The sequence below is a fragment of the Bradyrhizobium sp. URHC0002 genome (assembly GCF_054059515.1).
Genome location: NZ_JBSSCF010000001.1, coordinates 3,041,482 through 3,064,026 on the forward strand (window position 1 = coordinate 3,041,482; position 22,545 = coordinate 3,064,026).

Below are 22,545 nucleotides of genomic sequence, written 5' to 3' on the forward strand. Positions count from 1 at the left end.
GTCATGCGCCTGTTTGTCGGTCTCGGTAACCCCGGTTCGAAATACGCGAACAACCGGCACAACATCGGCTTCATGGCCGTCGATGAAATCGCGCGGCGTCACGGTTTCGCACCGTGGCGCCGCCGCTTTCAGGGCGAGACTGCCGAAGGCACGCTCGATCGCGAGAAGGTCGTCCTGCTTCGGCCGACCACCTACATGAACGAGTCGGGGCGCGCGGTTCAGGAAGCCGCGAACTTCTTCAAACTGTCCGCCGGCGAGATCACCGTGTTTCAGGACGAACTCGAACTGCCGGTGGCGAAGGTGCGCGTCAAGATCGGCGGTGGCATCGCCGGTCATAACGGGTTGCGTTCGATCTCTTCGCATATCGGCAACGACTATCGCCGCGTGCGGCTCGGAATCGGTCATCCCGGCATCAAGGAACTGGTGCACAGCCACGTGCTGTCGGATTTTGCCAAGAGCGACCGGCCGTGGGTGGAAGCGCTGTGCGAGGCGGTTGCCGACAATGCCGGGCTGTTGGCTTCGGGCAAGGACTCGACGTTCCAGAACAAGGTTCACCTGGTTCTGCAGGCCAAGGGAATTTTCGACAAGGGCGATGGTGACGCCAAGGGCGACAGCTGACATCGCGAACGGACTTCAGGACGTATTATGGGATTCAAATGCGGTATCGTCGGCTTGCCCAATGTCGGCAAGTCGACGTTGTTCAACGCGCTGACCGAGACGGCAGCGGCGCAGGCGGCGAATTATCCGTTCTGCACCATCGAGCCGAATGTCGGCGAGGTCGCCGTGCCTGATCCCAGGCTCGACAAGCTGTCGGCGATCGCAAGCTCCGCGCAGATCATCCCGACGCGGCTGACCTTCGTCGATATCGCGGGCCTCGTCCGCGGCGCCTCCAAAGGCGAAGGCCTCGGCAACCAGTTCCTCGCCACCATCCGCGAGGTCGACGCGGTCGCGCATGTTGTGCGGTGTTTCGAAGACTCCGACATCACCCATGTCGAAGGCAAGATCGCGCCATTGGCCGATATCGAAACCATTGAAACCGAGCTGATGCTCGCCGATCTCGACAGCCTGGAAAAGCGCGTCGACAACCTGGCCAAGAAGGCCAAGGGCAACGACAAGGACGCCAAGGAAGCACTCGACCTCGTCAACCGCGCGCTGGTGCTGCTGCGCGAGGGCAAGCCGGCGCGGTTTCTCGAGCGCAAGCCGGAGGAAGAGCGCGCGTTCAATATGTTGGGCCTGCTGACGTCGAAGCCGGTGCTCTATGTCTGCAATGTCGAGGAAGGCTCGGCCAAGGACGGCAACAGCTTCTCAAAACAGGTGTTCGAGCACGCCAAGAAGGAAGGCGCGGTCGCCGTGGTGATCTCGGCCAAGATCGAATCCGAGATCGCGACCCTGTCACGCGAGGAGCGCGCCGAGTTTCTCGAGACGTTGGGTCTCGAAGAGGCCGGCCTCGACCGCCTGATCCGCGCCGGCTACCAGCTGCTCGATCTCATCACCTATTTCACCGTGGGCCCGAAGGAGGCTCGCGCCTGGACCATCCATCGCGGCACCAAGGCTCCCGCGTCGGCCGGCGTGATCCATACCGATTTCGAAAAGGGCTTTATCCGGGCCGAGACCATCGCCTATGCCGATTACGTCGCGCTGAACGGCGAAGCCGGCGCCCGCGACGCCGGCAAGCTGCGGCTGGAAGGCAAGGAATATGTCGTCGCCGACGGCGACGTGATGCATTTCAGGTTTAATAACTGAGATATTGGCTGCCACGGATGCGGACCCCGTAGGGTGGGCAAAGGCGCATTGCGCCGTGCCCACCATCTTTCAACGATCGTCCGGGAATAGTGGGCACGCTGCGCTTTGCCCACCCTACGATTCCAACGAGCCTACCGCATCTGCCCCTGATCCCGGATCGCGCCGAGATGCTCGTTGATGCGGAAGACGATCAGGATGAATTCGGCGGCGATCCGCGAAAACACCACGCCGACCACGACACCGGCGATTGAGGACAACAGCATGATGAACCCGACGAACGGGCTGATCGCCATCGTCGAAAGTGCCGAAAAGATCCCGGACAGGCCAAACAACACGATCAAGCCGATGACCAGCCAGTAGAAGGTCTTGATGATCGTGGGGGTGATGAAGCGGTCCCACTGAAACAGATCCTGAAAATCGAGCATCGATGGTTCTCCGGCGAGTCAAAAACCTGGTCCCAGATGGCACAGGGCTAGCCCCGAAAATTGCTTCGGGCAAGTCAGGGGTGAGCGCCGGGAACGGTACTCGCCTCTGGCGAACGAGCCATGCGGGTGGACGGGTTGAGATTGCCGCAAATAACGGCCACATTCGGGCTTCTCCACAGCTAATCCCCAATCCTTACTCTTGATCGATGATGATGCTCACTTTCGAAGACTTCACGCCCGGCCATTTCGGCACGTTCGGACCGCGCCACGTCACGCGCGAGGAGATTCTGGCGTTTGCCGCCGAATTCGACCCTCAGCCGATGCATCTGGACGAAGCCGCCGCCAACGCATCGATGCTGAAAGGGCTGTCCGGCTCTGGCTGGCATCTCGGCTCGATCATGATGCGGATGCTGTTCGACGGCTTTATCGGCCGCACCGCCTCGCTCGGCTCGCCCGGCGTCAACGAAATGCGCTGGCTGGCGCCGCTGCGGCCGGGCGACGACCTGACGCTGGATGTCGACGTCGCGGAGGCCAGGGTTTCGAAGAGCCGTCCTGAAACCGGGATCGTGACCTTCAAGGGTGCGATCCGCAACGCGGCCGGCGTGGTGCTGTGCGAGATGGAGTCGCCGATCATCGTGAGCCGGCGTACCGAGGCGGGGACGAAGTAGCCATGCGTTTCTTCGAGGACATCGAGATCGGCGCGCAGCGCGAGTTTGGCTCGTTCACCTTCACTCCCGACGACATCAAGAAGTTTGCCACGCAGTTCGATCCGCAGCGCTTTCACCTCGACGAGGAGGAAGGCCGCAAATCCCTGTTCGGGGGACTGGCCGCATCGGGCTGGCACGTCGCCGCGGTCTGCATGAAGCTCCTGGTCGCCGACGGCAAGCGCTTGACGGCGGAAGCTGTCGCGCGCGGCGAGGAGGTCGCGGTGTGGGGGCCCTCGCCGGGCTTTCGTGAATTGCGCTGGATCAGGCCGGTAATGGCCGGCGACACCATCAGCTTCTCCAGCGTAGTTGAAACCAAGCGGACCTCGGAGAAGCGTCCCGAATGGGGCATCGTGCAGGCCCGCAATACCGGCATCAACCAGCGCGGCGAAGTGGCGTATTCGTTCCTCGCGACCGCCTTCGTGCCGCGACGGAAGCCGGGTTGAGGGAAGCCTGCTCTCACCACGTCATGCCCGGCTTATGCCGGGTATCCACTTCTTAACGGCGGCGGGGTGGATGGCCGGTCCCGGTTACGCCAAGGCTTTGCCGGGCGCGCCCGGCCATGACGGGGGCGCGGGGGCCACAACATGGTTAGCGAACTGTGCCGTTAGTTCATTGTAATCCATGACTCCACGGAACGGATTTTTTGCTAACGCAATTTGAACTTTCTGCCTGCCATAAGCGTCTCAGGGGAAGTACCGAGGGGATGATGATGGCAGATCGCGGCAGCCTGAAATTCGTCGGCTTTATCTTCGCAACTGTCACGATGGCGGTGATGCTGACCGCCGGAATGGTGGTGAAATCCTATGCCGACGGTGTCTACACGATCGAGGACACCGCGTTCGTCCGCCAGTAGTTGCGGATCGAATCGGCAGGAGCGCTGAAGAAGTTCAGCGGCTCCAGATCAGCGTCATTGCCACGACCGCGAGCATCAGCAGTCCGACGAAGCGGATCACGATCGTACCCACGCGATGCGACGATTGCCGCAACGGCATGGAATCCATGTTGTCTGGCTGAACGTTTTGCATTGCTGGTGTGTCCCCAAAAGGTGCCTGCCGTCACGTGACGACATCCGTCATTGGACGCGACCGTGTTTATAAAGTTCAGATCGAACACAGCCAAACAAAACCGCCGCGCTCCTGAACGGAACACGGCGGAGTGTTAGATTTTTGCAACGATCGCGCTTAGCTGTTGCGCAGGCCGTCGGCGGCGCGCTTCCACTGCGTGACGTTGTCGGCGATCATGCGCGTCGATTTCATCGCGGCCTGGCTGAGCTGGGCATAGCCGGAAATCTCGCGCTGGACGCGCTGACCTTCGGCATGCAGGAGGTCGCGGAGGCTTTCGAGTTCGGAAATCAGCTTCTCGATTTCCGCAAGCGAGGTGCCGGCGACGCGCTGGATCAGCGAGTTGACGTTGTTGACGGTGGCTTCCGCGTTCGCGTCGAGCGGCGCGGTGTCCGGGGTCAATGCGGGGCGGCGCAGGTAGGCAATGTCGTTGCGAACGAAATCGCGGATGCCGGCTTCGACTTCGGATACGGCGGCGAGATCGTTGTCGACCTCCGGGGTTTCATCAATCTGTTCGGGGCGAATGGTGGCGTTCATCGGCAATTCCTCTGTTTCGCTTTCAGGCGAGCGCGGACGTCCCCCGCACGACAAAGTGGAGCGTTCCCATCTGCCCTGCCGATTTTGGCCGCATCTGGGCCAATCTGCGGCAATGGTGGATCATTCTCAGGCGTTAAGCTTAACGGGCTGAAAACCCCCTCCAAACCGGCTGATCTTGCCCCTTACCAGCTGCGTTTGAACCCTGCGCTGAGGCTCTTGTTGGCGGCGCCGGACGGCGTTTCGCCGATCGAGCCCGAGATGGTGACGCCGTCGAACAGCTTCTGCTCGGCGCCGACCTTGCGCAGCCATTTGTCATCCGAGGTCGACAAGGTCTGGCCGGCGATCAGGCTGGTGCCGGTGTCGGCGATGCTGAGCTTTGCCGACTGATCGGTCTCATAGCTGCGCGCCGGATGGCTGACGATGCCCGGCACCGGCACGAGGCCCTGCTGGATCAGGTTGTAGTCGTTCTTCAGGGTCACTGAATACTGCTCGCTGAGCGGCAGCGATTTGCTCAAGGAGGTGCCGAGCCTGCTCTGCTCGGATCCGGGATCGACGCGGGCTTCGACCGAGGTCTTGTCCCAGATCGAGGCCACGCCGGGGGCCGTGATCGCCGCCCAGGCGGTGCCGGACGATTGCGGCAGGCTGCCGCCATTGGCGAGTTTTTCCGAGAGCAGTTCGGACGTCGTCGCCGTGCCCTGCCGTGCGACCGTCATGTCGGCGCCGATGCGCGTATCCCAGAACGGCGTGATGGATTGCTTGACCGACACCGCGGAGGTGCCGTTCGCCTTTTCATTGGCGGACCACGCGGTATCCACACTGCCAGCGGCTTTCGAAGAGCCGCTTCCCTTCGGCGCCGGACCGGTCAGAGTCGACGCATCGACATTGAGCAGGCTCCAGTCGAGCTTGCTGACGTCGATGTCCTTCATGATGTCGACGTCGTTGACGCTGGGAGCGGCCTCGGTCTCTTCCGCCGCAGGCTCGTCCGGATCGTCGTCCACCGGCGGCGTTTGTGCTGCTGCCGCCAGCATCGAAGCCACACTTACGCCGGCCACCAGCATTGGCAGCCGCGCCCAGCCAAATCGCATTTTCGGAATCATTGCCCGCCCGCATTCCAAGTCGCGCCCAGAATGCGTTCGCTCTGTTGCGAAATTATGGCGGGTGCAATGGCGACGCGCCTAAACCGCCATCCGCGGCAGATGAATCGGATAGCCCACGGACTGCTCGACCAGGTCGAAGGTATCGACCAGCACGCGGAAGTTGGTCAGGCGGCCGGCCCTGAACTGCGCGAAATGCGCGATCCGCAAGGAGATCGGCTTGTTCGAATCCAGCGCGGTCAGCGAATAGCGCATCATCGAGGCGGCCGAGTCCACGCCCAGCATGATTGATTCGCGGTCGAAGCGGTGGACGCGGAAGTTGTCGGCGATTTGCCTGATCACATCGATCACGGCCGCCTTGCCGCGGCGCGAGCCGAAGAACGAATACATGTCGATCGGTCCATAGATCGCCCAGTCGACGTCCTCGTCGAGCAGGGTGTCGAGATCGGCGGGCTGGCGTTCATTGATCGCGCGATGCAACGCGCGCGAAAAACGCCAGAGGCTATGCTCTGTCATTTTGGTTTGGTCCTTGAAACTGGATTCAATAAGCGGCAACCGCGCCCAAATGGGGCGTCTTCATCGACGCCGGGGCAAATGCCGAACTTCACTGTTGCAGCCTGAAATAGTCGTCCGTGAAGATTACGTTTTCAGGCAGTCGCTAGTTTTGGCTTCGGGAAGATGGCTGTCAGGATGAGGCACAACAAAATCCTGAGCCACTTGATGAGGCGTCGGAAGTTGTAGCCGGCCGCGGCGAGGATGGCGTTGTTGAGGTCGCCTTTGCGGTGGGCGAGATAGTTGCGCCCCATTCGGTGCTCGTCCTTGAGGTGGCCGATGACGGGTTCGACGGCAGAGCGTCGGCGCATCTCGCGTTTGATCGCCGGGGTGACGCGGCGTTTTTGTTTTGAGGTGTAGATTTTGAACATGTAGTCGGCCGGCGCATTGTGGCCGCGGTAGCCGGCATCGGCGTGGAGCCGCTCGATCGTGGTGCCGACGAGTTTTTCGATCCCCGGGATCACCTCAGCCAGCGTATGGCCGTCATAGGGATTGCCGGGCAGCGCCTGGACATGGGCGACGAACTGGCCGCCCTTGCTATGCTTGAGGGGGGTGGCAACGCTGACCTTGACGCCGAACTCGTAAGGCCTGTGGGCCTTGCCCTTGCCGATGCACTCCACTTCGGGAGCATGCAGGCTGTAGACCTTGGGGCCGCGCTGTCCGCGCTCCTGCGCTCGTACCCGTCGGCCAAGGCTGAGCAGGAGAGCGAAGCTGGCCTCGAGCCCATGGTTGCCGTCGATCTTGCGGGCAATGTCGCGGATGACGCGGCCCAGATAGGTCTTGAGCTTGCGCAACGCCCTGTTGGCGCGCTTGAATTGCTTGGCATGGGCGTAACGCTGATGCTGGATCAGGGCGAACTTGCCGACCCGCGCATAAGACTGCCGCAGCTTCACACCCTGCTGTTTGGCCAGCTTCACCAGCTTCTCGCGGGCCCGGTTCATCAGCTTGGCGTCGGTCGGGAAGGTAATGTTCTTCGGCTGCACCGTGGTGTCGACAATGACGCGGGCGAGATCGCCGGGCTTCATCGCGCCAGTCTTGGTTGCGACCGCTAGGCTCTCCTGCAACAGCGCCTGCAGCCGCTCCTCGCCCATGCGGTTGCGCCAGTGGGTCATCGAGGAGCGATCCAGCGGCAGCCGATGCTGGAAAAACTCTTCGCCGCAGAAGTACTGGTAATACGGGTTCTCGATCCACTGCTCGCACACCACTTCGTCGCTCAGGTTGTAGGTGTGCTTGAGAATCGCGAGCCCCGCCATCAGTCGGGTCGGCAGCGGCGGCCGCCCGGAGCCGTCGGCGTACACGGCGCCGAACTTCTCTTCCAGAAAGCCCCAGTCGATCGTCCGCGCCAGCTTCGCCAGTGCGTGATCCATGTTGATGACCTGGTCGAGCCGCGAACGAAACAGATCCTGTTTGCCGCTTTCCCGCCGCTCCCGTGGCCGCATCGAACTCCCTCCGATTGCGTTTGAGCGTAGAGAATCACGGCTTCGGATTCGAGGGAATCCCAAACTGCAATTTGCAAGAAAATCGACGCCAGAGCCCCAATTTCCGGTAAATCCAATCGATGGAATTCTCGCAATTATTATTGCCAATCAACCGCTTCAGGATATTTCACGGACGACGAAATAGAGTAGTTCGGCCAAAACACAATTGCCGTTTTTGCATTGCACAAATGCGGCGAATTTAGCGGTTTTCCGATCACTTAGTGGTCATGACGGCCCACCGGTTCGCGCTCGATGGCGATTTCGGCGTCGCGAATGGCGATGACGCCGAACAGCAGGGCGCCGCAGATGCCGCCGATCACAGCCCCCAGCGGCATGAAGGTGAAAAACACCAGCATCCCGCTATAGCCTTCAAAACTCGTGGTTTTGAAGATTTCCACCCAGGCGAGGCCGGCCCCGATGCCCAGTGCCGCGCCGCCCAGCACCCCCAGCGCCAAACCAAGCAAAGCCAGTAACGCGATCTTCATATGTTCTTCTGGTCCGGAAAAAACCTTGAGGTGTGTCGGAGCTGACGCGACGAGGTTCAATGGCGCGGACAAAATAAGCCGCGCGTTGGCGCGAACCTCGAATCGGCAGTGGCGCATCCGAGATCTGTGCCACGGCGGTGCGTCGCGGAATGACGGCGCCCGCAAACACTAGATCGGGTCCGGCCTCCGGCCGGTCAGGATCGCGGCGACGTCGCGTTCGAGCAGTTGCTGGACCAGATCGAAGGTATCGATGACTTCCCTGATCTGGCTGATCTTGCTGTTGCGCAGCGTGTAGAAGCCGCCGACGTCGAACTGCACCATGCGCTGATTGATGCTCTTGCGGAGGAACACGCGGATGAACGCGGCCACTTTGTCGTCCCCGGCGACCAGGATCGGCACCTCGCAGCGCAGCTCGGAATAGCGGGCGCGGACCGCCTCCCACATCTCGCGCAGTTCGGCCTTGCCGCGGCGGTGGCCCATATGCGGCAGGATGTCGATCGGCGCGTTGGCGAGGAATTCGACGTCGTCGGTGCAGCACGCCAGCGCGGCTTCGACGTCGCCGGAATACAGGACGTTGAGGAAATCCAGCACGTGCTGACGATTTGGTCCCTCGGTCATTCGCCCACCTGCATTGTGTTCGATCCCGCGCTTGCAGCCAGGCCCATTGTGAACGGAACGGAAGAGGTATCAATCAGCAAAAGGACTCAGAGTATGTGACGCGGTGGTTTCCAAAAGGTTCACTGCCGTCCACATGCGGCTGCGACGCAGCAAGTGCGGTTATCATTGCTTGCCGAATTCCGCTTCCGGCACGGCCTTGCTGGTTTGCAGGTCGATCACGAACCTTGCCTTCTTCTCATGGCCGGGCGGGACATAGGCCTCGCCGGGTCCAAGCTCGCCAAAGATCTCCTTCGGGCGAGGAAAGCCTTTCGTGCATGCGGCCTGGATCGTGTCCCGGTCGGCGTGGGCGATGTCGACGGCGACGGTATCGCGCCCCGGCCCGGCGCCGGGTTTGGCGAGGCCGAAATAAACCGACGTTTCCTTGCAGTCGACGACGTTGGAGCCGTAGGCGCCGGTCGCGTCCTCGGCCCTCACGAAATAGTTCAGCGACACATCGATGGTCTTGGAGAAATCCCGGGTGAACACCATTTCCGCGACGCCGGATTCGAGATGGCCCTGTCCGAGATGGCCGGTGATGCAGATCAGGCGGTCCTGCTTCTCATTCCGCGCAAGGGTGATGCAATCATTCGCCTGAAAGCCGGGCTGATATCCCCTGAAGATGGTGGCACCTTCCTTCTGTTCGAAGATCACCGCGCCGCCGAAATTCGTGGCGTGCGGCTCACAGCCGCTCTCGTAGTTGACGACGAGAAGCGTGCTGCCGTCGGCGAGGAATTTGCCGCTGTAGCGGTCCGGCTGCAGCTTGACGTCGCAACGCTTGCCGCTGCGATAGTCCTAGGCCGGCTGCAGGTCGATCCCTTGATGTTAGCGGCATCGCAGAATGTCGCGAGCAATGACCGGTCCGGATGCGCCTTTTGCGGCCGGCGACAATGTGTGCCGTTCGTCCCAGGGAACGATCCCTCGACGGCCGGCGTTGGTTTATTCCGTTGATAGCGGAGACCATAATGACCAAAAGCCCACCTTCGATCCCGCAGGACAACCAGAGCCACAAGGGCCCCGGCAGCGCGCCCAACGTTCCGCTCGACACCACCAAGGGCCATCGCGACGACGAGAAGAACAATATCCGCGAACAGGCCGAGCACGGCAATCTGACGCAGAACACGACTAACCGCCGGTCGGGGTGAATCGCGCGTTCCGGATTCGAACGTCAAACAGCCAGTTCGCCGTCATCACCCGCCTTGTGCGCAATTGCGCCCTGGAGCGGGTGATCCAGTATTCCAGAGACGCCCGTGCTTGAGCCGAGAAGCCGCGACGTACTGGATGCCCCGCCTTCGCGGGGCATGACGGAGTCGTAGGATGGGTTTGGCTTCGCTCTATCCATCCTACAAGACACACCTTCGCATTCCCGTGGCGCGAAGCGCCCGAGGCATGCGATTGGCGATGCGCTCGAAAACGAAGAGAGCGCATGGAAAGCCGGAGTGCCCTCAGCACCCGCGATCGTGCGCACATCAATGCAAACGGCAGACTACAGGTGCGCCGGAGCGGTTTCTGCTTTCGAGGGCAAAGCAGACACGCCTTATAAACCCGGGGATGTCGGCCTTGGACCCCAAAGCGGACATCGCCCGAGCTTAACGTCAGCTAGCCGCGCATGCTCCGTCGATTATGCGGCAGGTACGAATCGAAAATGCGGCACGTACGAATCGAACTACTTTGCTTCAGTCCTCGTCGTCAGACTGTGCACGACGCCGTTCGACGACATCACTCATATCGTGGAGTACAAGGACCGCGAGGGCCCCCATGCGCTGCCTCTGTTCAGGAGTAAGCGTTTTGTAGAGTGGCTGCCACGCCTCGGCGAGCTTATCCAGATCGGCGGATCGTTGGGCCAATGCTTCCGATCGTCGATGCAAGAAGGAGATGGGGTCACGATTGCGCATGATTTCGACGCGGCTCTCGTCGGCCCGTCTACCCACTGTTTCCTGGATTTTTGCAATACGGGCCCTCCGATCCTCCGCCCTGGCACGAATGGCGTTCTCTACAGGCGGCCAAAGCTTTTCCTGTTCAGGTGTCAGCTGCAACGCGGCCTTTGCCAGATCAATCCTCATGTCCGTCAGATTGTTCCGATCGGCTGCATTCAGGCGCTCCGGTGACGCAGTACCGGAGGTTTGTGAATTTTGCGCGTTGGCAAGCGAGGATGCAGTAAGGAAGAGTGCAGTTGTACCGGCCACTACGATCTTCAACATCGGCGATCTCCCTAGGTAAGTCGCCCCCAGGCAGGCCGCAGAAGATGGTCACGCGCTGTAAGGTCCCGTTGATTTAAATCAACGGAAACAGAAAAGTTGTTTGACGTGCCTGCGAGGGCTGGACCAAGCCACGCTTGATTTTGCCTGGCAAGCAATGCAATCGATGATAGTGCGTCGTGCGACGCCGCTTGAAATTTGTCAGGTTTTCGCGGCGCTGCCATGCTTCAGACAGCGTGACCTCCATCACGGCATAACGCCTCCCGATTTCTCAATCTCGCGCTCATCACCGTCGTTGCCGAAGACGATCTGGAGACACTGTCATGAACGCGATTGTCGCCCCGAAATCATCCGCGCTGAACCGCCTCGAAGGCTTTGCGCTGACATTCCTCCTGCAGGGCCTCCCGACCTTCGCCAGCGCAGCCTTACTCTTGAAGCTCGCCCATCACGAGATCGCCGGCGGCGTCGTGTTGTTCGTCGTGATGGCATCGATCTTCCACGGCCTGCTCACGCCCTGGCTCGCGCCAAAGTTTCCAAAATTCTTCAAGCACGGCTACGAGCCGCTGTTCTTCAACGCCAGCCTGTCGTTTGTCGAGAAGATCGAGAAGTGGCGCGCCCAGCCCACGACGTCGCTTCAACTGGTGACGAACGTGCTGTTGCTGTCGCTGCTGGCGGTGGGCGTGATGAGTATGAGTTAGAGTCTGTGCGCCGTCATTCCGGGGCGAGCGAAGCTCGCACTACGATGTGCAATCGCACATCGGAGAATCCATGACACCATCCTGGTGACGGATTGCGGAATAACGCAAGAGACGTTTCCCTCAAGCGAAGTGCTTCCGGCAAGCTCGAAACGACCGGACGAGAGACAGGTTCGGGTCCGGATCTCGTTTTCCAGGACAGAATGAATCCACCGGATTGCCGGATTTGAGCCGCATTGTGACCTAGGTCGCGGCCAAAGGTCGGAGATGCGGGGGCGCAACACCGGGGTTCCCATGTCCGGTCATTTGCGAATTTTTGCCGCTTTTGTTCTTCTCGCAGGTCTGGCGACATCGCCTGCGTCTTCGAATACTTTTACAGACTGGTTCAATGTCGCTCCCCGGCCAGCCACGCCGCCGGCGGCCGCTGAACCGGAAGAGGAGTGCTTGTCGCGGCCCGGCAAGTCGACGGCGGCTGGCCAGCGCTGGGTCTACAGGTTGGAAGGCCACCGCAAGTGCTGGTTCCAGGCCGCCGAGGAGACCGCGAAGAAGCAGGTCCGTCATCGCATCGCGAAGCCTCGTGTCGCCAATTCCGAGGAGAACGAGGCTGTGCAGCGCAAGCGGAAGGCAGTCGTCGATGCGCGTGCGGAGCTGCTGCGCTCCGCACCGGCGGAAACGGCTCAGCCGACGCGGCCTGCGCCCGAGGTCAAGATGGCGGATGCCGCTTCCGTCCTGGCCACGGCGATCGCGGCCTTCGTGCCGCCAGCACCCATCGAAAATCTCGCGACCGATCAGCCCACGCCCGACCGTCGCACACCGCGCCAGGTCGACGTGGAGAGGCTTCTGGCGGCCGCGCCGGCCACCAGCGACCAGGTTGTCGCCTCTGTGCCTCCCGGTGCGCCGGTCGCTTTTCCCCTCGTCGAGGCGGCCGATAACGGGCGGGGCTGGAAGGCATGGCTTGGCGTGCTGCTGATGGCGCTGGGGCTCATCGCCGTTGTGGGCTCGAGCCGGATCGTTCGGGAGGCCGTGCTGTTGCGCGATTATTGAGGTGAGGACGGAGTTGGCGGCCATCGCGGACGACCGACTCCGGAATCTGACGCTTCAATTTCGTCGAGGTGGGGTTTGCGGACTTTGGAGATGGAGGGACTGCCGGTGCAACCAAGCGCCGAGCAGCGCTTCCGGCAAGCAACCGGAAGCCACGCCACCCTTGGCGACCTTTTCTCCGTCAACTCAAATCCCGAGCGCGCTCTGGTAGGCGAAAAGCGCCGGCGCACCGCCTGTGTGCAGGAAGACGACGTTCTCGTCTTCGCGCCAGCGCCCTTGACGGATCAGGGCGATCAGGCCGGCGAGCCCCTTGCCAGAATAGACGGGATCGAGCGGAAGCGCCTCGAGCTGGCCGGCAAGGCGGATTGCTTCGATGGTAGCTTCGTGCGGGACGCCGTAGGCAGGCCCTGCATGGCCTGCGACGACTTCCACGCTCGCTTCGTCAAAGGGAATATCGAGCAGTTCGGACGCTTCTCGCGCCAACACCGCGACATCGGCGCACACCCGCGCGGGCTCGGCGTCGATGTCAATCCCGACGATCCGCGTCTCTGGCATGGCCACGGCGGCACCGACGACGAGACCGGCCTGCGTGCCGGCGCTGCCGGTGCAGTGCACGATAGCGGCCGGCGTGAAGCCGAGTCGCGCGGCCTGCGGTTCGATCTCGGCAATCGTCGTGGCATAACCCACCGCGCCCAGGGCATTCGAGACACCGTACGGAACAAAATATGGCTTGTGACCCTTCGCCTCGAGATCGCCGGTGAGCGCGCGAATGGCGGCATTGCGGTCACCGGTCCAGGGCACGTCATGGAGATGCGCGCCGAACAGCCGATTGAGAAACGCGTTGCCCGAGGTTTTGTATTCCGGCGTCGGCGGTTCGAGGCGGCCGTGGTAGACGGCAAGATGGCAGGCGAGGCCGAGCTTTGCGGCAACCGCCGCGACCTGCCGCTGGCTGTTCGATTGCACGACGCCACCCGAGACGATCGTATCGGCGCCGTTGGAAAGGGCCCCGTGCAGGACGTAGTCGAGCTTGCGCAGCTTGTTGCCGCCAAAGCCGAGCCCGGTGGCATCCTCGCGCTTGACCCACAGCCGCGGTCCGCCGAGATACGCCGTCAGACGCTTCATCGGCTCAAGCGGGGTCGGCAGGTTGGCAAGACCCAGGCGAGGAAAGGCGGCGAGTCGATCGGACAGCGGCCTGCGATCCATTTGCATTGTTCTGTCCGTCTGACTCACGAGGAATATTCCGGAAATCGCGCGACGGCAGCCATTATAGCGCCATCGGCGCTAGCTGCATCATTCAAGCGGACGATTGAAGTCTCCTGGCTGCGCTTGCGAGATTTGCGCCTATCCGCGTGCAAGATCGAGGAGCCGGTCTCTCTCGGGAGTCTGCGGCCGCGCGCGGCCTGCGCCCCTTCGGCTTCGATATGTGGCAATCGCTATCGCCATCCATGTTGCGTGGAATGCGATCCCGGCCAACAGGACGAATTGACCGGGAATAGGTCCAATCGCGGCCCGCAGCCAGAACTCATGCACCGAGTCGACCGGCGCCGGATGGATGAGCAGTTTGCCGACGTATGCGGTCACCTGGATCGCGAAAATCCAGCTATAGTTATTGCGAAGCCTGCGGCCCACGGCCTCAAGATAGGTGATGTGAAGGTTGGGGGATCGGTAATCCTGGTAGAGAATCTCGTTCCAGCCGTTCGCGACCTGAACGCCCTCGCCACGGAGAATTGGCCCGAAGAACTGGACTTCGAGGACATGCGCGCGCATGCGCCAAAAATCAAAGAAGCGGTAACGCCGCGCCTCGATGAACAGGAAGGTGGTAACCAGGAGCCCCACGAGCACCAGCGGCAAAGGGGATGCGGATTCGCTGCTGAACGTGAGTGACAGTGCAATACCGGTTGTAAGGACCGCCCAATTGGTCGTTGCATCGAGGCGTGTACGCCAGACCGTGCTGCGGTAGAGTTCGCCGCGATAGAGGTGCGACAACGCGGTGATCTCGGCGGTGTTGAATGCAGATTGCGTGCCTTCGACCGTGCTTTCACTCATCGTGCTGATCCCTTGCGCTTTATCCCATTCAATATCCCCACACGTGATGCTGCCTGGCGATGTTATGTCACCTGTTGTCAGGGCCCCAAGGGAAAAGAGGCCGCCGACTGGGGTGGTAATTCAAATTTGTCACTGCTTGGCTAGAGCCTTTTCCGTTTCGATGGAATCGAAACGGAGATTCTAGATTCGTGATTGGACGCGTTTTCTTGACGCAAACCGGTTTCCACCCCCGGAATCAAGTCCGAGGGCATGCTTCGCTCGAAAACACTCTAACGACAGGACAGCCCTGCCTCCATCTCGGTCCAAAAGCCGCAATGCGAATACGCATGCGCGCCGTGGTGTGTCGCGTGGAGCAAGAGCACCATCGTGATTGCGAGGAATGTAAGAGAAGCGAGAAGTATACGTGGCATGTTGATCCGTTAAGGCGCTCGCGTCGATTGCGAGCGACGACTGCCGGGCAGCGATCGTTGATTGACTATCTCTTCTTCCACCCACCCCGATGCCCCGGCGCGCCGCCGCTGGATCGTGGTGCCGGGCCGAACTCTGGCCCTGATTGGCGCGAGTCCGTCGGCTGAAAGATCTTGCTGCCGCTGGTGGTCTCCGGCTTGCGCGGCTTGGCGCCGCCGGGGCGGAAGGGCAGGGATTCCGGGCCGTGCATTTCGTCGAGATGTGGCTTGTGGACCCTTGAGCCCGAGCGTCCGCCTGCGCTGGCCTTGATCGCCGACGACACACTTTTCTTCTTCATCGCACTGACGGGGAGGTTGGCGGCCTCGCCGTATTTCTTGGTGCCGGCGTAGGCACCCGCTTGTTTCTGCACGCTCCGCTGTTTGGCGGTGGGGTCGTCGACGACGGCCATCTCGGTCGCACGCAGGCGTTTGACCTCGTCGCGGAGTCTGGCCGCTTCCTCGAAGTTCAGATCGGCGGCGGCTTCGCGCATGCGGGTTTCGAGGTCGGAAAGGACCGCCTCGAAATTGTGGCCGATAGAGATGACATCGTCGGCCATGCCGCCGTCGCCGATCTCGACCAGCACGTGGTCGCGTTCGTAGACAGAGTTCATGATGTCGCCGATCGACTTCTTGATGCTCTCCGGCGTGATGCCGTGCGCGGCGTTGTACTCGACCTGTTTTTCGCGGCGGCGGTCGGTTTCGGCGATGGCGCGCTCCATCGAGCCGGTCATCTGGTCGGCATAGAGGATCACCTTGCCGTCGACGTTGCGCGCGGCGCGGCCGATGGTCTGGATGAGCGAGGTCTCGCTGCGCAGAAAACCTTCCTTGTCGGCGTCGAGGATCGCGACCAGCGCGCATTCGGGAATGTCGAGGCCTTCACGCAGCAAATTGATGCCGACCAGCGCGTCGAACGCGCCGAGGCGCAAGTCTCTGATAATCTCGATGCGCTCGATCGTGTCGATATCAGAGTGCATGTAGCGGACGCGAATGCCCTGCTCGTGCAGGTACTCCGTGAGGTCTTCCGCCATCCGCTTTGTCAGCACCGTTATCAGCGAGCGATAACCGGCTTGTGCCGTTGCGCGCACCTCGCCGACGAGATCGTCGACCTGCGTTCGCGCCGGGCGGATGTTGACCGGGGGATCAATCAATCCGGTCGGGCGGATCACCTGCTCGACGAACACGCCGCCGCTCTCGTTCAGCTCCCAGCCGCTCGGCGTCGCCGACACCGCGACCGACTGCGGGCGCATCATGTCCCACTCCTCGAACCGCAGCGGACGGTTGTCCATGCAGGAGGGCAGGCGGAAACCGTATTCGGCGAGCGTCGCCTTGCGGCGGAAGTCGCCTTTGAACATGCCGCCGATCTGGGGGACGGTGACGTGGCTTTCGTCGGCGAACACCAACGCATTATCAGGCACGTATTCGAACAGCGTCGGCGGCGGCTCGCCGGGCCGGCGGCCCGTGAGGTAGCGCGAATAGTTTTCGATGCCGGCGCAGGAACCCGTGGCTTCCATCATTTCGAGATCGAAGGTGGTGCGCTGCTCCAGCCGCTGCGCTTCCAAGAGGCGGCCGTGGTTGTTGAGTTCGTCGAGCCGCAGCTTCAGCTCAGACTTGATCGACTTGATCGCCTGCACCAGCGTCGGGCGCGGTGTCACATAGTGCGAGTTGGCGTAGATCTTGATGAATTCGAGATCGTCCTGCTTGTGGCCGGTGAGTGGATCGAATTCCTCGATATTCTCCACGGTATCGCCGAACAGGTTCACGCGCCAGGCGCGGTCTTCATAGTGCGCCGGGAAGATGTCGATGACGTCGCCGCGCACGCGAAAGGTGCCGCGGGTGAAATCGGCCTGGGTGCGCTTGTATTGCAGCGCCACGAGGTCGGCGATCAACTGCCGCTGGTCGATGCGCTCGCCCTTCTTCAGTGCGAACGTCATCGCGGTGTAGGTCTCGACCGAGCCGATACCGTAGATGCAGGATACCGAGGCGACGATGATGACGTCGTCGCGCTCCAGCAGCGCGCGCGTCGCCGAATGGCGCATGCGGTCGATCTGCTCGTTGATGGACGAGTCTTTTTCTATGTAGGTGTCGGTGCGCGGGACGTAGGCTTCGGGCTGGTAGTAGTCGTAATAACTGACAAAGTACTCCACCGCGTTGTCGGGGAAGAAGCTCTTGAACTCGCCATAGAGCTGGGCGGCCAGCGTCTTGTTCGGCGCCAGGATGATGGCGGGGCGCTGCGTGGCCTCGATCACCTTGGCCATGGTGTAGGTCTTGCCGCTGCCGGTGACGCCGAGCAGCACCTGGGTGCGGTCGTTGCGGCCGATGCCTTCGACCAGTTCCTTGATCGCGGTCGGCTGGTCGCCCTTCGGTTCGTATTCGGACTTGATCTCGAAGCGCACGCCGCCTTCGGATTTCTCAGGGCGCGGCGGCCGGTGCGGGGTCCAGATTCTCACCTGGCCGTCGTCGCCCTTGAATTCAGGACGGCCGTCGCGGATCAGATTCTCCAGCGCGTCGGCGGTGGCCTTGACGCCAAACGCTTCCATCTTGCTGCGCGGCGGCCGGGCCAGCGCTTCGTCGTCGTCCTCCGCCGTCGGCAGGCCGAGTTGCCGCGCGATTTCAGGGTCGAGCGTGGGGATGGTGGCTGAGGTGCCGTAGTTGGCCTGGGGGGCTTCTTCGAGACCTTGATTCGATGCATCGCGCTTCGCGACATCATCGCTGGTTCCCTTGGTCGAGGCGCGCGCACGGTGCGCCGCGGCCTCGCCGCCAGCGCGGCGGTCCCAGGAATTATCCGGCGGCGGCTGCAGGCCGGTGCCCGAGCCCATGCCGGCATCGCCGCGGTTGAGCGCGGGATTGAGCAACTCGGCCAGCGCCGGCCCGATCGGCTGCACGTCGGGCCGGTGCGCTTTGGATTTCGGGGTTTTGGATTTTTTTGGAACTTCGGGAGTCTTCGCCATGACGGCAATATGGGACTGCGGCAGGCCGCTGAAAAGGCCGGAATCGTCAACCCACCTTCCCGATCCGCGGCAAACGCGTTGACGCGGAAACTGCTGCCAACCGCTGACAAACGCGGTGCAGAAGGGCACGAGCCGTGTTGACCGCAAAAAACAGCCTGTGATTGAATGTCGACGGCGTAGATCGAGGGAGGAAGTCAATGCAGCTCATTGAAGCCGCGCTGGCCTTCGCGATCACGATGCTCGCGTTGTCGCTGGTGGTCTCGTCATTCGTCGAAATCATTCACCGCATCTTTTCGATGCGTGAGGCCGGGCTCAAATACGTGCTCGGGCAGATGTTCGACCAGGTGCTCCACAAACACATCAGATCGGGAATCGCAGCCCTCGTGCAGGCCGACGCGTCGATCGCTGCGGCCGACAAGAACCAAAAGATCACAGAATTGGTGGAGCACGCGCGTAAGGGCTTTGCTGAACGCATGGCGGCCAACCGGGCGCCCATGGGCGTGACGCCGAAAGCGACGCCTACCAATCCAGCCCCTCCGGCATCGAGCAATCCGGAACCGGCATCGTGGTTATCGTCGAAGATTCGGCTGGGGTTATCAAAGATCAGGTCGCGATTGCCGGAGATCCGACTGTGGAACGGCCGCGATCTGGCCGCGATGACATCGGCCGAGTTCATGGAACGCCTCGGCAGCATGGAACATGTCGGGCAAGCGATCGCTAAGGCGAATATCGACGCCAAGAAGGCTGCTGAAGACGCCGGCGCCACGGCGGCGGATGCGGCCCATGTCGTGCTCAAGGATGTCGCGCAAAAGTTCGAGGCGTTCGGCAAGGAAGCCAGCGTCTATTTCGAGGGCCGCGCCCGGTTGCTCTCGGTGGTGGTGGCGATGGCGCTGGCGTTTCTGGCCCATGTCGATGCGGTCGATCTGTTCAAGACCTATCTGCGCGATCCGAACGCGCGCGCCAAGGTGATCGAGCAATCCGAGGCAATTACGGCGCAGCACAAGGCGGCCGCGGAAGCGGCGAAAACGCTGAAGGACATCGATCCGAACGGGATATTGACCCCGGAGGAAGTCAAGAAGCAGATCGAAACCCTGAAGAATGACTGGAAGGAAGCGGTCACCAAGGCGAATGCAACGGTCAAGCAATACGCCGATCTTGGCCTTCCGCTCGGTTGGACGGACGAGCGCATCGACCGGGCCAGAACTTCGAAATGGGTGTGGACCTGCAAGGATCCGAACAAGATCGAGGGCGAAGGCCTGGAGTCGCTGTGGAAGGATTGCGGCAAGAACCAATGGCGAAGAGAGATATGGGTTCAGGTGCCGACCTCACCCGCCGTCTGGTTCTACCTTTTCCTCGGGGGATTACTGGTCGGGCTTGGCGCGCCCTTCTGGTACAAGGCCGTCATCGGTCTCACCAATCTCCGCAATGGAGCGCGCGGGACGGCGTCCGCCGATGCGCAAACGCGCGCGGCCTTTGTCGCCGTGGGGGTCGGCACGACACAGCCGGTGACGCCGGTCGATGCCTTCAGGGTGTCGCACGCGGCGCAACCGCCAAGGTAAAGGGGGTAATCGGAACTACGCCGCCATGGCGGCGGCGCGCCTTACGCCGTCAGCGGGGCGGTCGAGGGGTTGATGATATCCAGATGGACCCCGCCGCAACGCGTACAGCGCATGGTCCAGTATTCGGCACCGGCGCGGCCGGAGATGATGCTCAGGATCGAGAGCGAGGCGCTGCAATCCGGGCAGTTCGAGAGCTGCGGCGTCGCCTGCAGGGTCTGTTCGGGGAGGGGTAGGGAGATTCGGCCGGCCAGCGCGTGGCCGGTCGTTGCATCAGTAGCGGTTAGGGATTTGCGAACCGCGGCTTGAATCGATCGATATGGGCTTTCGCGTCTGCAATGGCCGCTTCCGGATCCGACCAGGCGAAGCCGACTTCGAGCGTCGGAAACGCCATCCCATCGATCATCACCGGCTCCTGGTCGGCCCGTTGAATCCTGGCGTGCCATAGCCCTCTCCCTGCCTCGAACGACTGAATTTCAAAGCCGCCATAAATCATGGCGTGACCCCCGGATTTTCCCATGGGGCGACAGAAGCACGGCTGGGGGAAGGCAAATATGAACGGGTTCACATGTCCGCTGATTTTGCGGGCAAAGGCCGTCATCGCCCGCCTTGTGCGCAATTGCGCACCGGGGCGGGCGATCCAGTATTCCAGAGACAGAAGTGATCGATTCGAGAGGCCGCGGCGCACTGGATGCCCTGCCTACGCGGCGGCGCGGCCGGATCCCATGACCACCGGGTAAATCACCGCCGCGCCAAAATATGATCGGCGAGCACGGCCGCGTCGTCGCCGACGCCCGACAGGAACGAGGAGTTCATCTTCGACAGCCATTGCAGGCCGAGGAAATACAGGCCCGGCACGGCGGATATGCCGCTGCGGTGGACCGCGTCGCCCCTGGCGTCGGTGACCGCAAGATCGATCCAGCCGAAGTCGACGCCGTAGCCGGTGGCCCAGATCACCGCGGAGATGCCTTCCGCGGCGAGGTCGAGACGTCGCAGGGGATCGGTGACGCAAGGCGGGTCGGCGAACGTCGCGCGGGCGTCGGGGTCCTCGGGCAGCTCCATGTGGCGTCGTTTCACATACGCATCCACCGTATCGAGGAAGGTGGTGTAGACGAGGTCGCCGTCGGCAAGGCTTTCCGCAAGGCCGGACGCCAGCTCGAACACGCCGTGATGCGCCGTCTCGATGCGCCCCACCAGCGTCATGCCGTCGGCGGCGAAGTTGCGGAAATCGATGGTGCGGCCGCCATAGGCGCCGGAAATGACGGGGCCCAGGCGTGCCGGTCCGCGCTCCTCCGGCGTGACCTGATCGAGGCGCATCTCGGCGAGCCACCAGATCAGGTCGCGGCCGCGGTAGCGGCGCGGCAGGCGGCGGTGCCGTCCGACCGAGAGGTAGACGCGGCGGCCGGCCTGCAACAATTCCTCGGCGATCTGCGCGCCCGACGCGCCGGCGCCGGCGACCAGCACCGCGCCCGGCGGAAGCTGTCCGGGATTCTTGTAGTCGGCGGCATGGACCTGGAACACGGGATGATCGCCCAGCAGGTCCGGGACGAGGTTGCGCTGATAGGGACCGGTGGCGACGACGACATTGTCCGCCGCGATCGTGCCATCGGTGGTCTCGGCGATGAAACCGGTGCTGTCACGCTGCGACAGCCGCGTCACCGTGACGCCGCAGCGGATCGGAGGGCTGACGAAACCGGCATAGGCCTCGATGTACCTGATGATGTCGTCGGTGGTTGCAAACGCATCCGGATCGCTGTGCGGAAACGGAAAGTCCGGCAGCCGCACCGACCAGTTGGGAAACTGGAATTTCAGTCCGTCCCAGCGTTCGCTGCGCCAGCGTTCGGCGATCCGGTGGCGCTCGAGCACGAGGTGCGAAAGCCCGCGCTGCTTCAGCCGGTGGCTCATCACGAGGCCAGCCTGGCCGCCCCCGATCACGAGCGTTTCGATCTTTTCATCCGGCATGTTTCTGGCCCCTGCGGCGCATGGCGGGTTCTGCCGCCGCGCGGATAATCCAGCGCCGGAACGCGGCGAAATCGCGCTGCCCGGTGCTGAAGCCCCGATACACCAGATACCAGCGCATGCCTTTCGGCACGCTTAACGCAAACGGCGCGACCAGCCGGCCGGCCGCGAGGTCGTCGTCGATATAGGGGCGGATGCCCATGGCGATGCCGAGGCCGTCGACGGCGGCCTGCAGCGCCTGGCCGTAAAACTCGAATTCCGGCCCGCGGGCGGTGAGGCGGGCGGCGCCGGCGGCCTCGAGCCAGGACGGCCAATCGTCGGGCGAATGCGCTACCCGGAGCAGCGTCGGCCCCTTGAGGTCGGCGGGACGTTTGAGCGTGTTCGCAAGCCGCGGCGCGCATACCGGCAGCAGATCGGCGGCGAACAACGGTTCGACGATCAGGCCGGGCCATTCGCCGTCGCCGAGCTTGATGCCGCAGCTCCAGTCCTCGCCGAACGGCACCGCGGCGCCGCCGGTGGTGATGCGGACGTCGATATCCGGCTCTTCTTTACGGAAATCCGCCAGCCGGGGGATCAGCCACTTCATCGCAAAGGTGGGACCCACGCCGATGGTCAGCACGCGGACGCTGGAGGGCGCGGTGACCTGCGCGGTCAGGCTCGCCAGCGCGTCGAAGATCGGCGTCAGCCCGCCCTGATAGGCGCGGCCCGCCGCCGTGGTGGCGAGGCGGTTGGCCTTGCGCTCGAACAGCGCGACCCCGAGCCGATCTTCCAGCAGGTGCACCATCCGGCTGACCGCGGCGGCGGATACGTTGAGCTCGGTGCCGGCGGCGGCAAAGCTGCCGGTCCTGGCCGCAGCCTCGAATGCCTTGATACCGTTGAGAAAGAGCAGCCGCCGCACATAACCCTCAGGAAAACTGATG

Annotated in this window: 26 protein-coding genes; 10 read left to right on the plus strand and 16 right to left on the minus strand. The window is 62.5% G+C overall.

Annotated elements, in window-relative coordinates:
- The first annotated feature begins 3 nt into the window (after window positions 1–3).
- Together pth and ychF are read left to right on the plus strand one after the other, a co-directional pair.
- Window positions 4–618: an aminoacyl-tRNA hydrolase gene (pth, locus tag ACVWVY_RS14655; RefSeq protein WP_456627019.1), complete on the plus strand. Its 615-nt coding sequence runs from the start codon at window positions 4–6 to the stop codon at window positions 616–618.
- A 27-nt stretch (window positions 619–645) separates the two neighbouring features.
- Window positions 646–1,743: a redox-regulated ATPase YchF gene (ychF, locus tag ACVWVY_RS14660; RefSeq protein ID WP_456627020.1), complete on the plus strand. Its 1,098-nt coding sequence runs from the start codon at window positions 646–648 to the stop codon at window positions 1,741–1,743.
- Window positions 1,744–1,874: 131 nt separating this feature from the next.
- Here ychF and ACVWVY_RS14665 read toward each other — a convergent pair whose 3' ends face one another.
- Window positions 1,875–2,168, minus strand: a complete 294-nt coding sequence (locus ACVWVY_RS14665) for a DUF4282 domain-containing protein (RefSeq protein ID WP_456627021.1) — start codon at window positions 2,166–2,168, stop codon at window positions 1,875–1,877.
- A 209-nt stretch (window positions 2,169–2,377) separates the two neighbouring features.
- Here ACVWVY_RS14665 and ACVWVY_RS14670 point away from each other — a divergent pair, with 209 nt between their 5' ends.
- The 3 genes from ACVWVY_RS14670 (at window position 2,378) to ACVWVY_RS14680 (ending at window position 3,728) form a co-directional block, all read left to right on the plus strand.
- Window positions 2,378–2,836, plus strand: a complete 459-nt coding sequence (locus ACVWVY_RS14670) for a MaoC family dehydratase (RefSeq protein WP_456627022.1) — start codon at window positions 2,378–2,380, stop codon at window positions 2,834–2,836.
- Between the two features lie 2 nt (window positions 2,837–2,838).
- A complete protein-coding gene (locus ACVWVY_RS14675; RefSeq protein WP_456627023.1) occupies window positions 2,839–3,318 on the plus strand; it encodes a MaoC family dehydratase in 480 nt (159 codons plus the stop codon).
- A gap of 266 nt (window positions 3,319–3,584) precedes the next feature.
- Window positions 3,585–3,728, plus strand: coding sequence for a hypothetical protein (locus tag ACVWVY_RS14680; protein ID WP_456627024.1), 144 nt, complete (start codon window positions 3,585–3,587; stop codon window positions 3,726–3,728).
- 34 nt (window positions 3,729–3,762) lie between these two features.
- On the opposite strand, the gene ACVWVY_RS14685 is transcribed toward ACVWVY_RS14680, so the two are convergent.
- The 8 genes from ACVWVY_RS14685 to ACVWVY_RS14720 form a co-directional block, all read right to left on the minus strand.
- Window positions 3,763–3,900: a hypothetical protein gene (locus ACVWVY_RS14685; RefSeq protein ID WP_456627025.1), complete on the minus strand. Its 138-nt coding sequence runs from the start codon at window positions 3,898–3,900 to the stop codon at window positions 3,763–3,765.
- Between the two features lie 156 nt (window positions 3,901–4,056).
- Window positions 4,057–4,473 carry a hypothetical protein gene (locus tag ACVWVY_RS14690; RefSeq protein ID WP_456627026.1) on the minus strand — a complete coding sequence of 139 codons (417 nt, stop codon included), beginning with the start codon at window positions 4,471–4,473 and terminating at the stop codon, window positions 4,057–4,059.
- 182 nt (window positions 4,474–4,655) lie between these two features.
- The gene (locus ACVWVY_RS14695) at window positions 4,656–5,558 is read right to left on the minus strand and encodes a hypothetical protein (RefSeq protein WP_456627027.1); all 903 of its coding nucleotides are present in this window, start codon (window positions 5,556–5,558) and stop codon (window positions 4,656–4,658) included.
- 90 nt (window positions 5,559–5,648) lie between these two features.
- Entirely contained in the window at window positions 5,649–6,083 is a 435-nt protein-coding gene (locus ACVWVY_RS14700; RefSeq protein ID WP_456627028.1) for a nuclear transport factor 2 family protein, read from the minus strand.
- A 131-nt stretch (window positions 6,084–6,214) separates the two neighbouring features.
- A complete protein-coding gene (locus tag ACVWVY_RS14705) occupies window positions 6,215–7,558 on the minus strand; it encodes an IS5 family transposase (RefSeq protein WP_456624781.1) in 1,344 nt (447 codons plus the stop codon).
- A 257-nt stretch (window positions 7,559–7,815) separates the two neighbouring features.
- The gene (locus ACVWVY_RS14710; RefSeq protein WP_456627029.1) at window positions 7,816–8,082 is read right to left on the minus strand and encodes a hypothetical protein; all 267 of its coding nucleotides are present in this window, start codon (window positions 8,080–8,082) and stop codon (window positions 7,816–7,818) included.
- Between the two features lie 168 nt (window positions 8,083–8,250).
- Window positions 8,251–8,700: a nuclear transport factor 2 family protein gene (locus ACVWVY_RS14715; RefSeq protein ID WP_456627030.1), complete on the minus strand. Its 450-nt coding sequence runs from the start codon at window positions 8,698–8,700 to the stop codon at window positions 8,251–8,253.
- Window positions 8,701–8,862: 162 nt separating this feature from the next.
- Entirely contained in the window at window positions 8,863–9,228 is a 366-nt protein-coding gene (locus ACVWVY_RS14720) for a hypothetical protein (protein WP_456627031.1), read from the minus strand.
- Window positions 9,229–9,249: 21 nt separating this feature from the next.
- Between ACVWVY_RS14720 and ACVWVY_RS14725 the strand changes: the two genes are divergently transcribed.
- The gene (locus ACVWVY_RS14725) at window positions 9,250–9,687 is read left to right on the plus strand and encodes a hypothetical protein (RefSeq protein ID WP_456627032.1); all 438 of its coding nucleotides are present in this window, start codon (window positions 9,250–9,252) and stop codon (window positions 9,685–9,687) included.
- Between the two features lie 14 nt (window positions 9,688–9,701).
- The gene (locus ACVWVY_RS14730) at window positions 9,702–9,881 is read left to right on the plus strand and encodes a hypothetical protein (RefSeq protein WP_456627033.1); all 180 of its coding nucleotides are present in this window, start codon (window positions 9,702–9,704) and stop codon (window positions 9,879–9,881) included.
- A 531-nt stretch (window positions 9,882–10,412) separates the two neighbouring features.
- Here ACVWVY_RS14730 and ACVWVY_RS14735 read toward each other — a convergent pair.
- Complete coding sequence (locus ACVWVY_RS14735) at window positions 10,413–10,937, minus strand: Spy/CpxP family protein refolding chaperone (protein ID WP_456627034.1); 525 nt, start codon at window positions 10,935–10,937, stop codon at window positions 10,413–10,415.
- 320 nt (window positions 10,938–11,257) lie between these two features.
- Between ACVWVY_RS14735 and ACVWVY_RS14740 the strand changes: the two genes are divergently transcribed.
- Together ACVWVY_RS14740 and ACVWVY_RS14745 are read left to right on the plus strand one after the other, a co-directional pair.
- On the plus strand, window positions 11,258–11,632 hold the full coding sequence (locus ACVWVY_RS14740) for a hypothetical protein (protein ID WP_456627035.1): 375 nt from the start codon (window positions 11,258–11,260) through the stop codon (window positions 11,630–11,632).
- A gap of 441 nt (window positions 11,633–12,073) precedes the next feature.
- Window positions 12,074–12,673, plus strand: a complete 600-nt coding sequence (locus ACVWVY_RS14745; RefSeq protein ID WP_456627036.1) for a hypothetical protein — start codon at window positions 12,074–12,076, stop codon at window positions 12,671–12,673.
- A 183-nt stretch (window positions 12,674–12,856) separates the two neighbouring features.
- On the opposite strand, the gene ACVWVY_RS14750 is transcribed toward ACVWVY_RS14745, so the two are convergent.
- The 3 genes from ACVWVY_RS14750 to uvrB form a co-directional block, all read right to left on the minus strand.
- A complete protein-coding gene (locus ACVWVY_RS14750; RefSeq protein WP_456627037.1) occupies window positions 12,857–13,873 on the minus strand; it encodes a D-cysteine desulfhydrase family protein in 1,017 nt (338 codons plus the stop codon).
- Window positions 13,874–14,011: 138 nt separating this feature from the next.
- The gene (locus ACVWVY_RS14755) at window positions 14,012–14,716 is read right to left on the minus strand and encodes a DUF2270 domain-containing protein (protein WP_456627038.1); all 705 of its coding nucleotides are present in this window, start codon (window positions 14,714–14,716) and stop codon (window positions 14,012–14,014) included.
- Window positions 14,717–15,191: 475 nt separating this feature from the next.
- Entirely contained in the window at window positions 15,192–18,110 is a 2,919-nt protein-coding gene (gene uvrB / locus ACVWVY_RS14760; protein ID WP_456627039.1) for an excinuclease ABC subunit UvrB, read from the minus strand.
- Window positions 18,111–18,307: 197 nt separating this feature from the next.
- Between uvrB and ACVWVY_RS14765 the strand changes: the two genes are divergently transcribed.
- Window positions 18,308–19,669 carry a hypothetical protein gene (locus ACVWVY_RS14765; protein WP_456627040.1) on the plus strand — a complete coding sequence of 454 codons (1,362 nt, stop codon included), beginning with the start codon at window positions 18,308–18,310 and terminating at the stop codon, window positions 19,667–19,669.
- A gap of 280 nt (window positions 19,670–19,949) precedes the next feature.
- On the opposite strand, the gene ACVWVY_RS14770 is transcribed toward ACVWVY_RS14765, so the two are convergent.
- The 3 genes from ACVWVY_RS14770 to ACVWVY_RS14780 form a co-directional block, all read right to left on the minus strand.
- Window positions 19,950–20,267, minus strand: coding sequence for a hypothetical protein (locus ACVWVY_RS14770; RefSeq protein WP_456627041.1), 318 nt, complete (start codon window positions 20,265–20,267; stop codon window positions 19,950–19,952).
- Between the two features lie 140 nt (window positions 20,268–20,407).
- Entirely contained in the window at window positions 20,408–21,628 is a 1,221-nt protein-coding gene (locus tag ACVWVY_RS14775) for an NAD(P)-binding domain-containing protein (protein ID WP_456627042.1), read from the minus strand.
- The gene (locus tag ACVWVY_RS14780; RefSeq protein ID WP_456627043.1) at window positions 21,618–22,523 is read right to left on the minus strand and encodes a LysR substrate-binding domain-containing protein; all 906 of its coding nucleotides are present in this window, start codon (window positions 22,521–22,523) and stop codon (window positions 21,618–21,620) included. Before ACVWVY_RS14780 ends, ACVWVY_RS14775 begins: the two co-directional genes overlap by 11 nt.
- Window positions 22,524–22,545 lie beyond the last annotated feature (22 nt).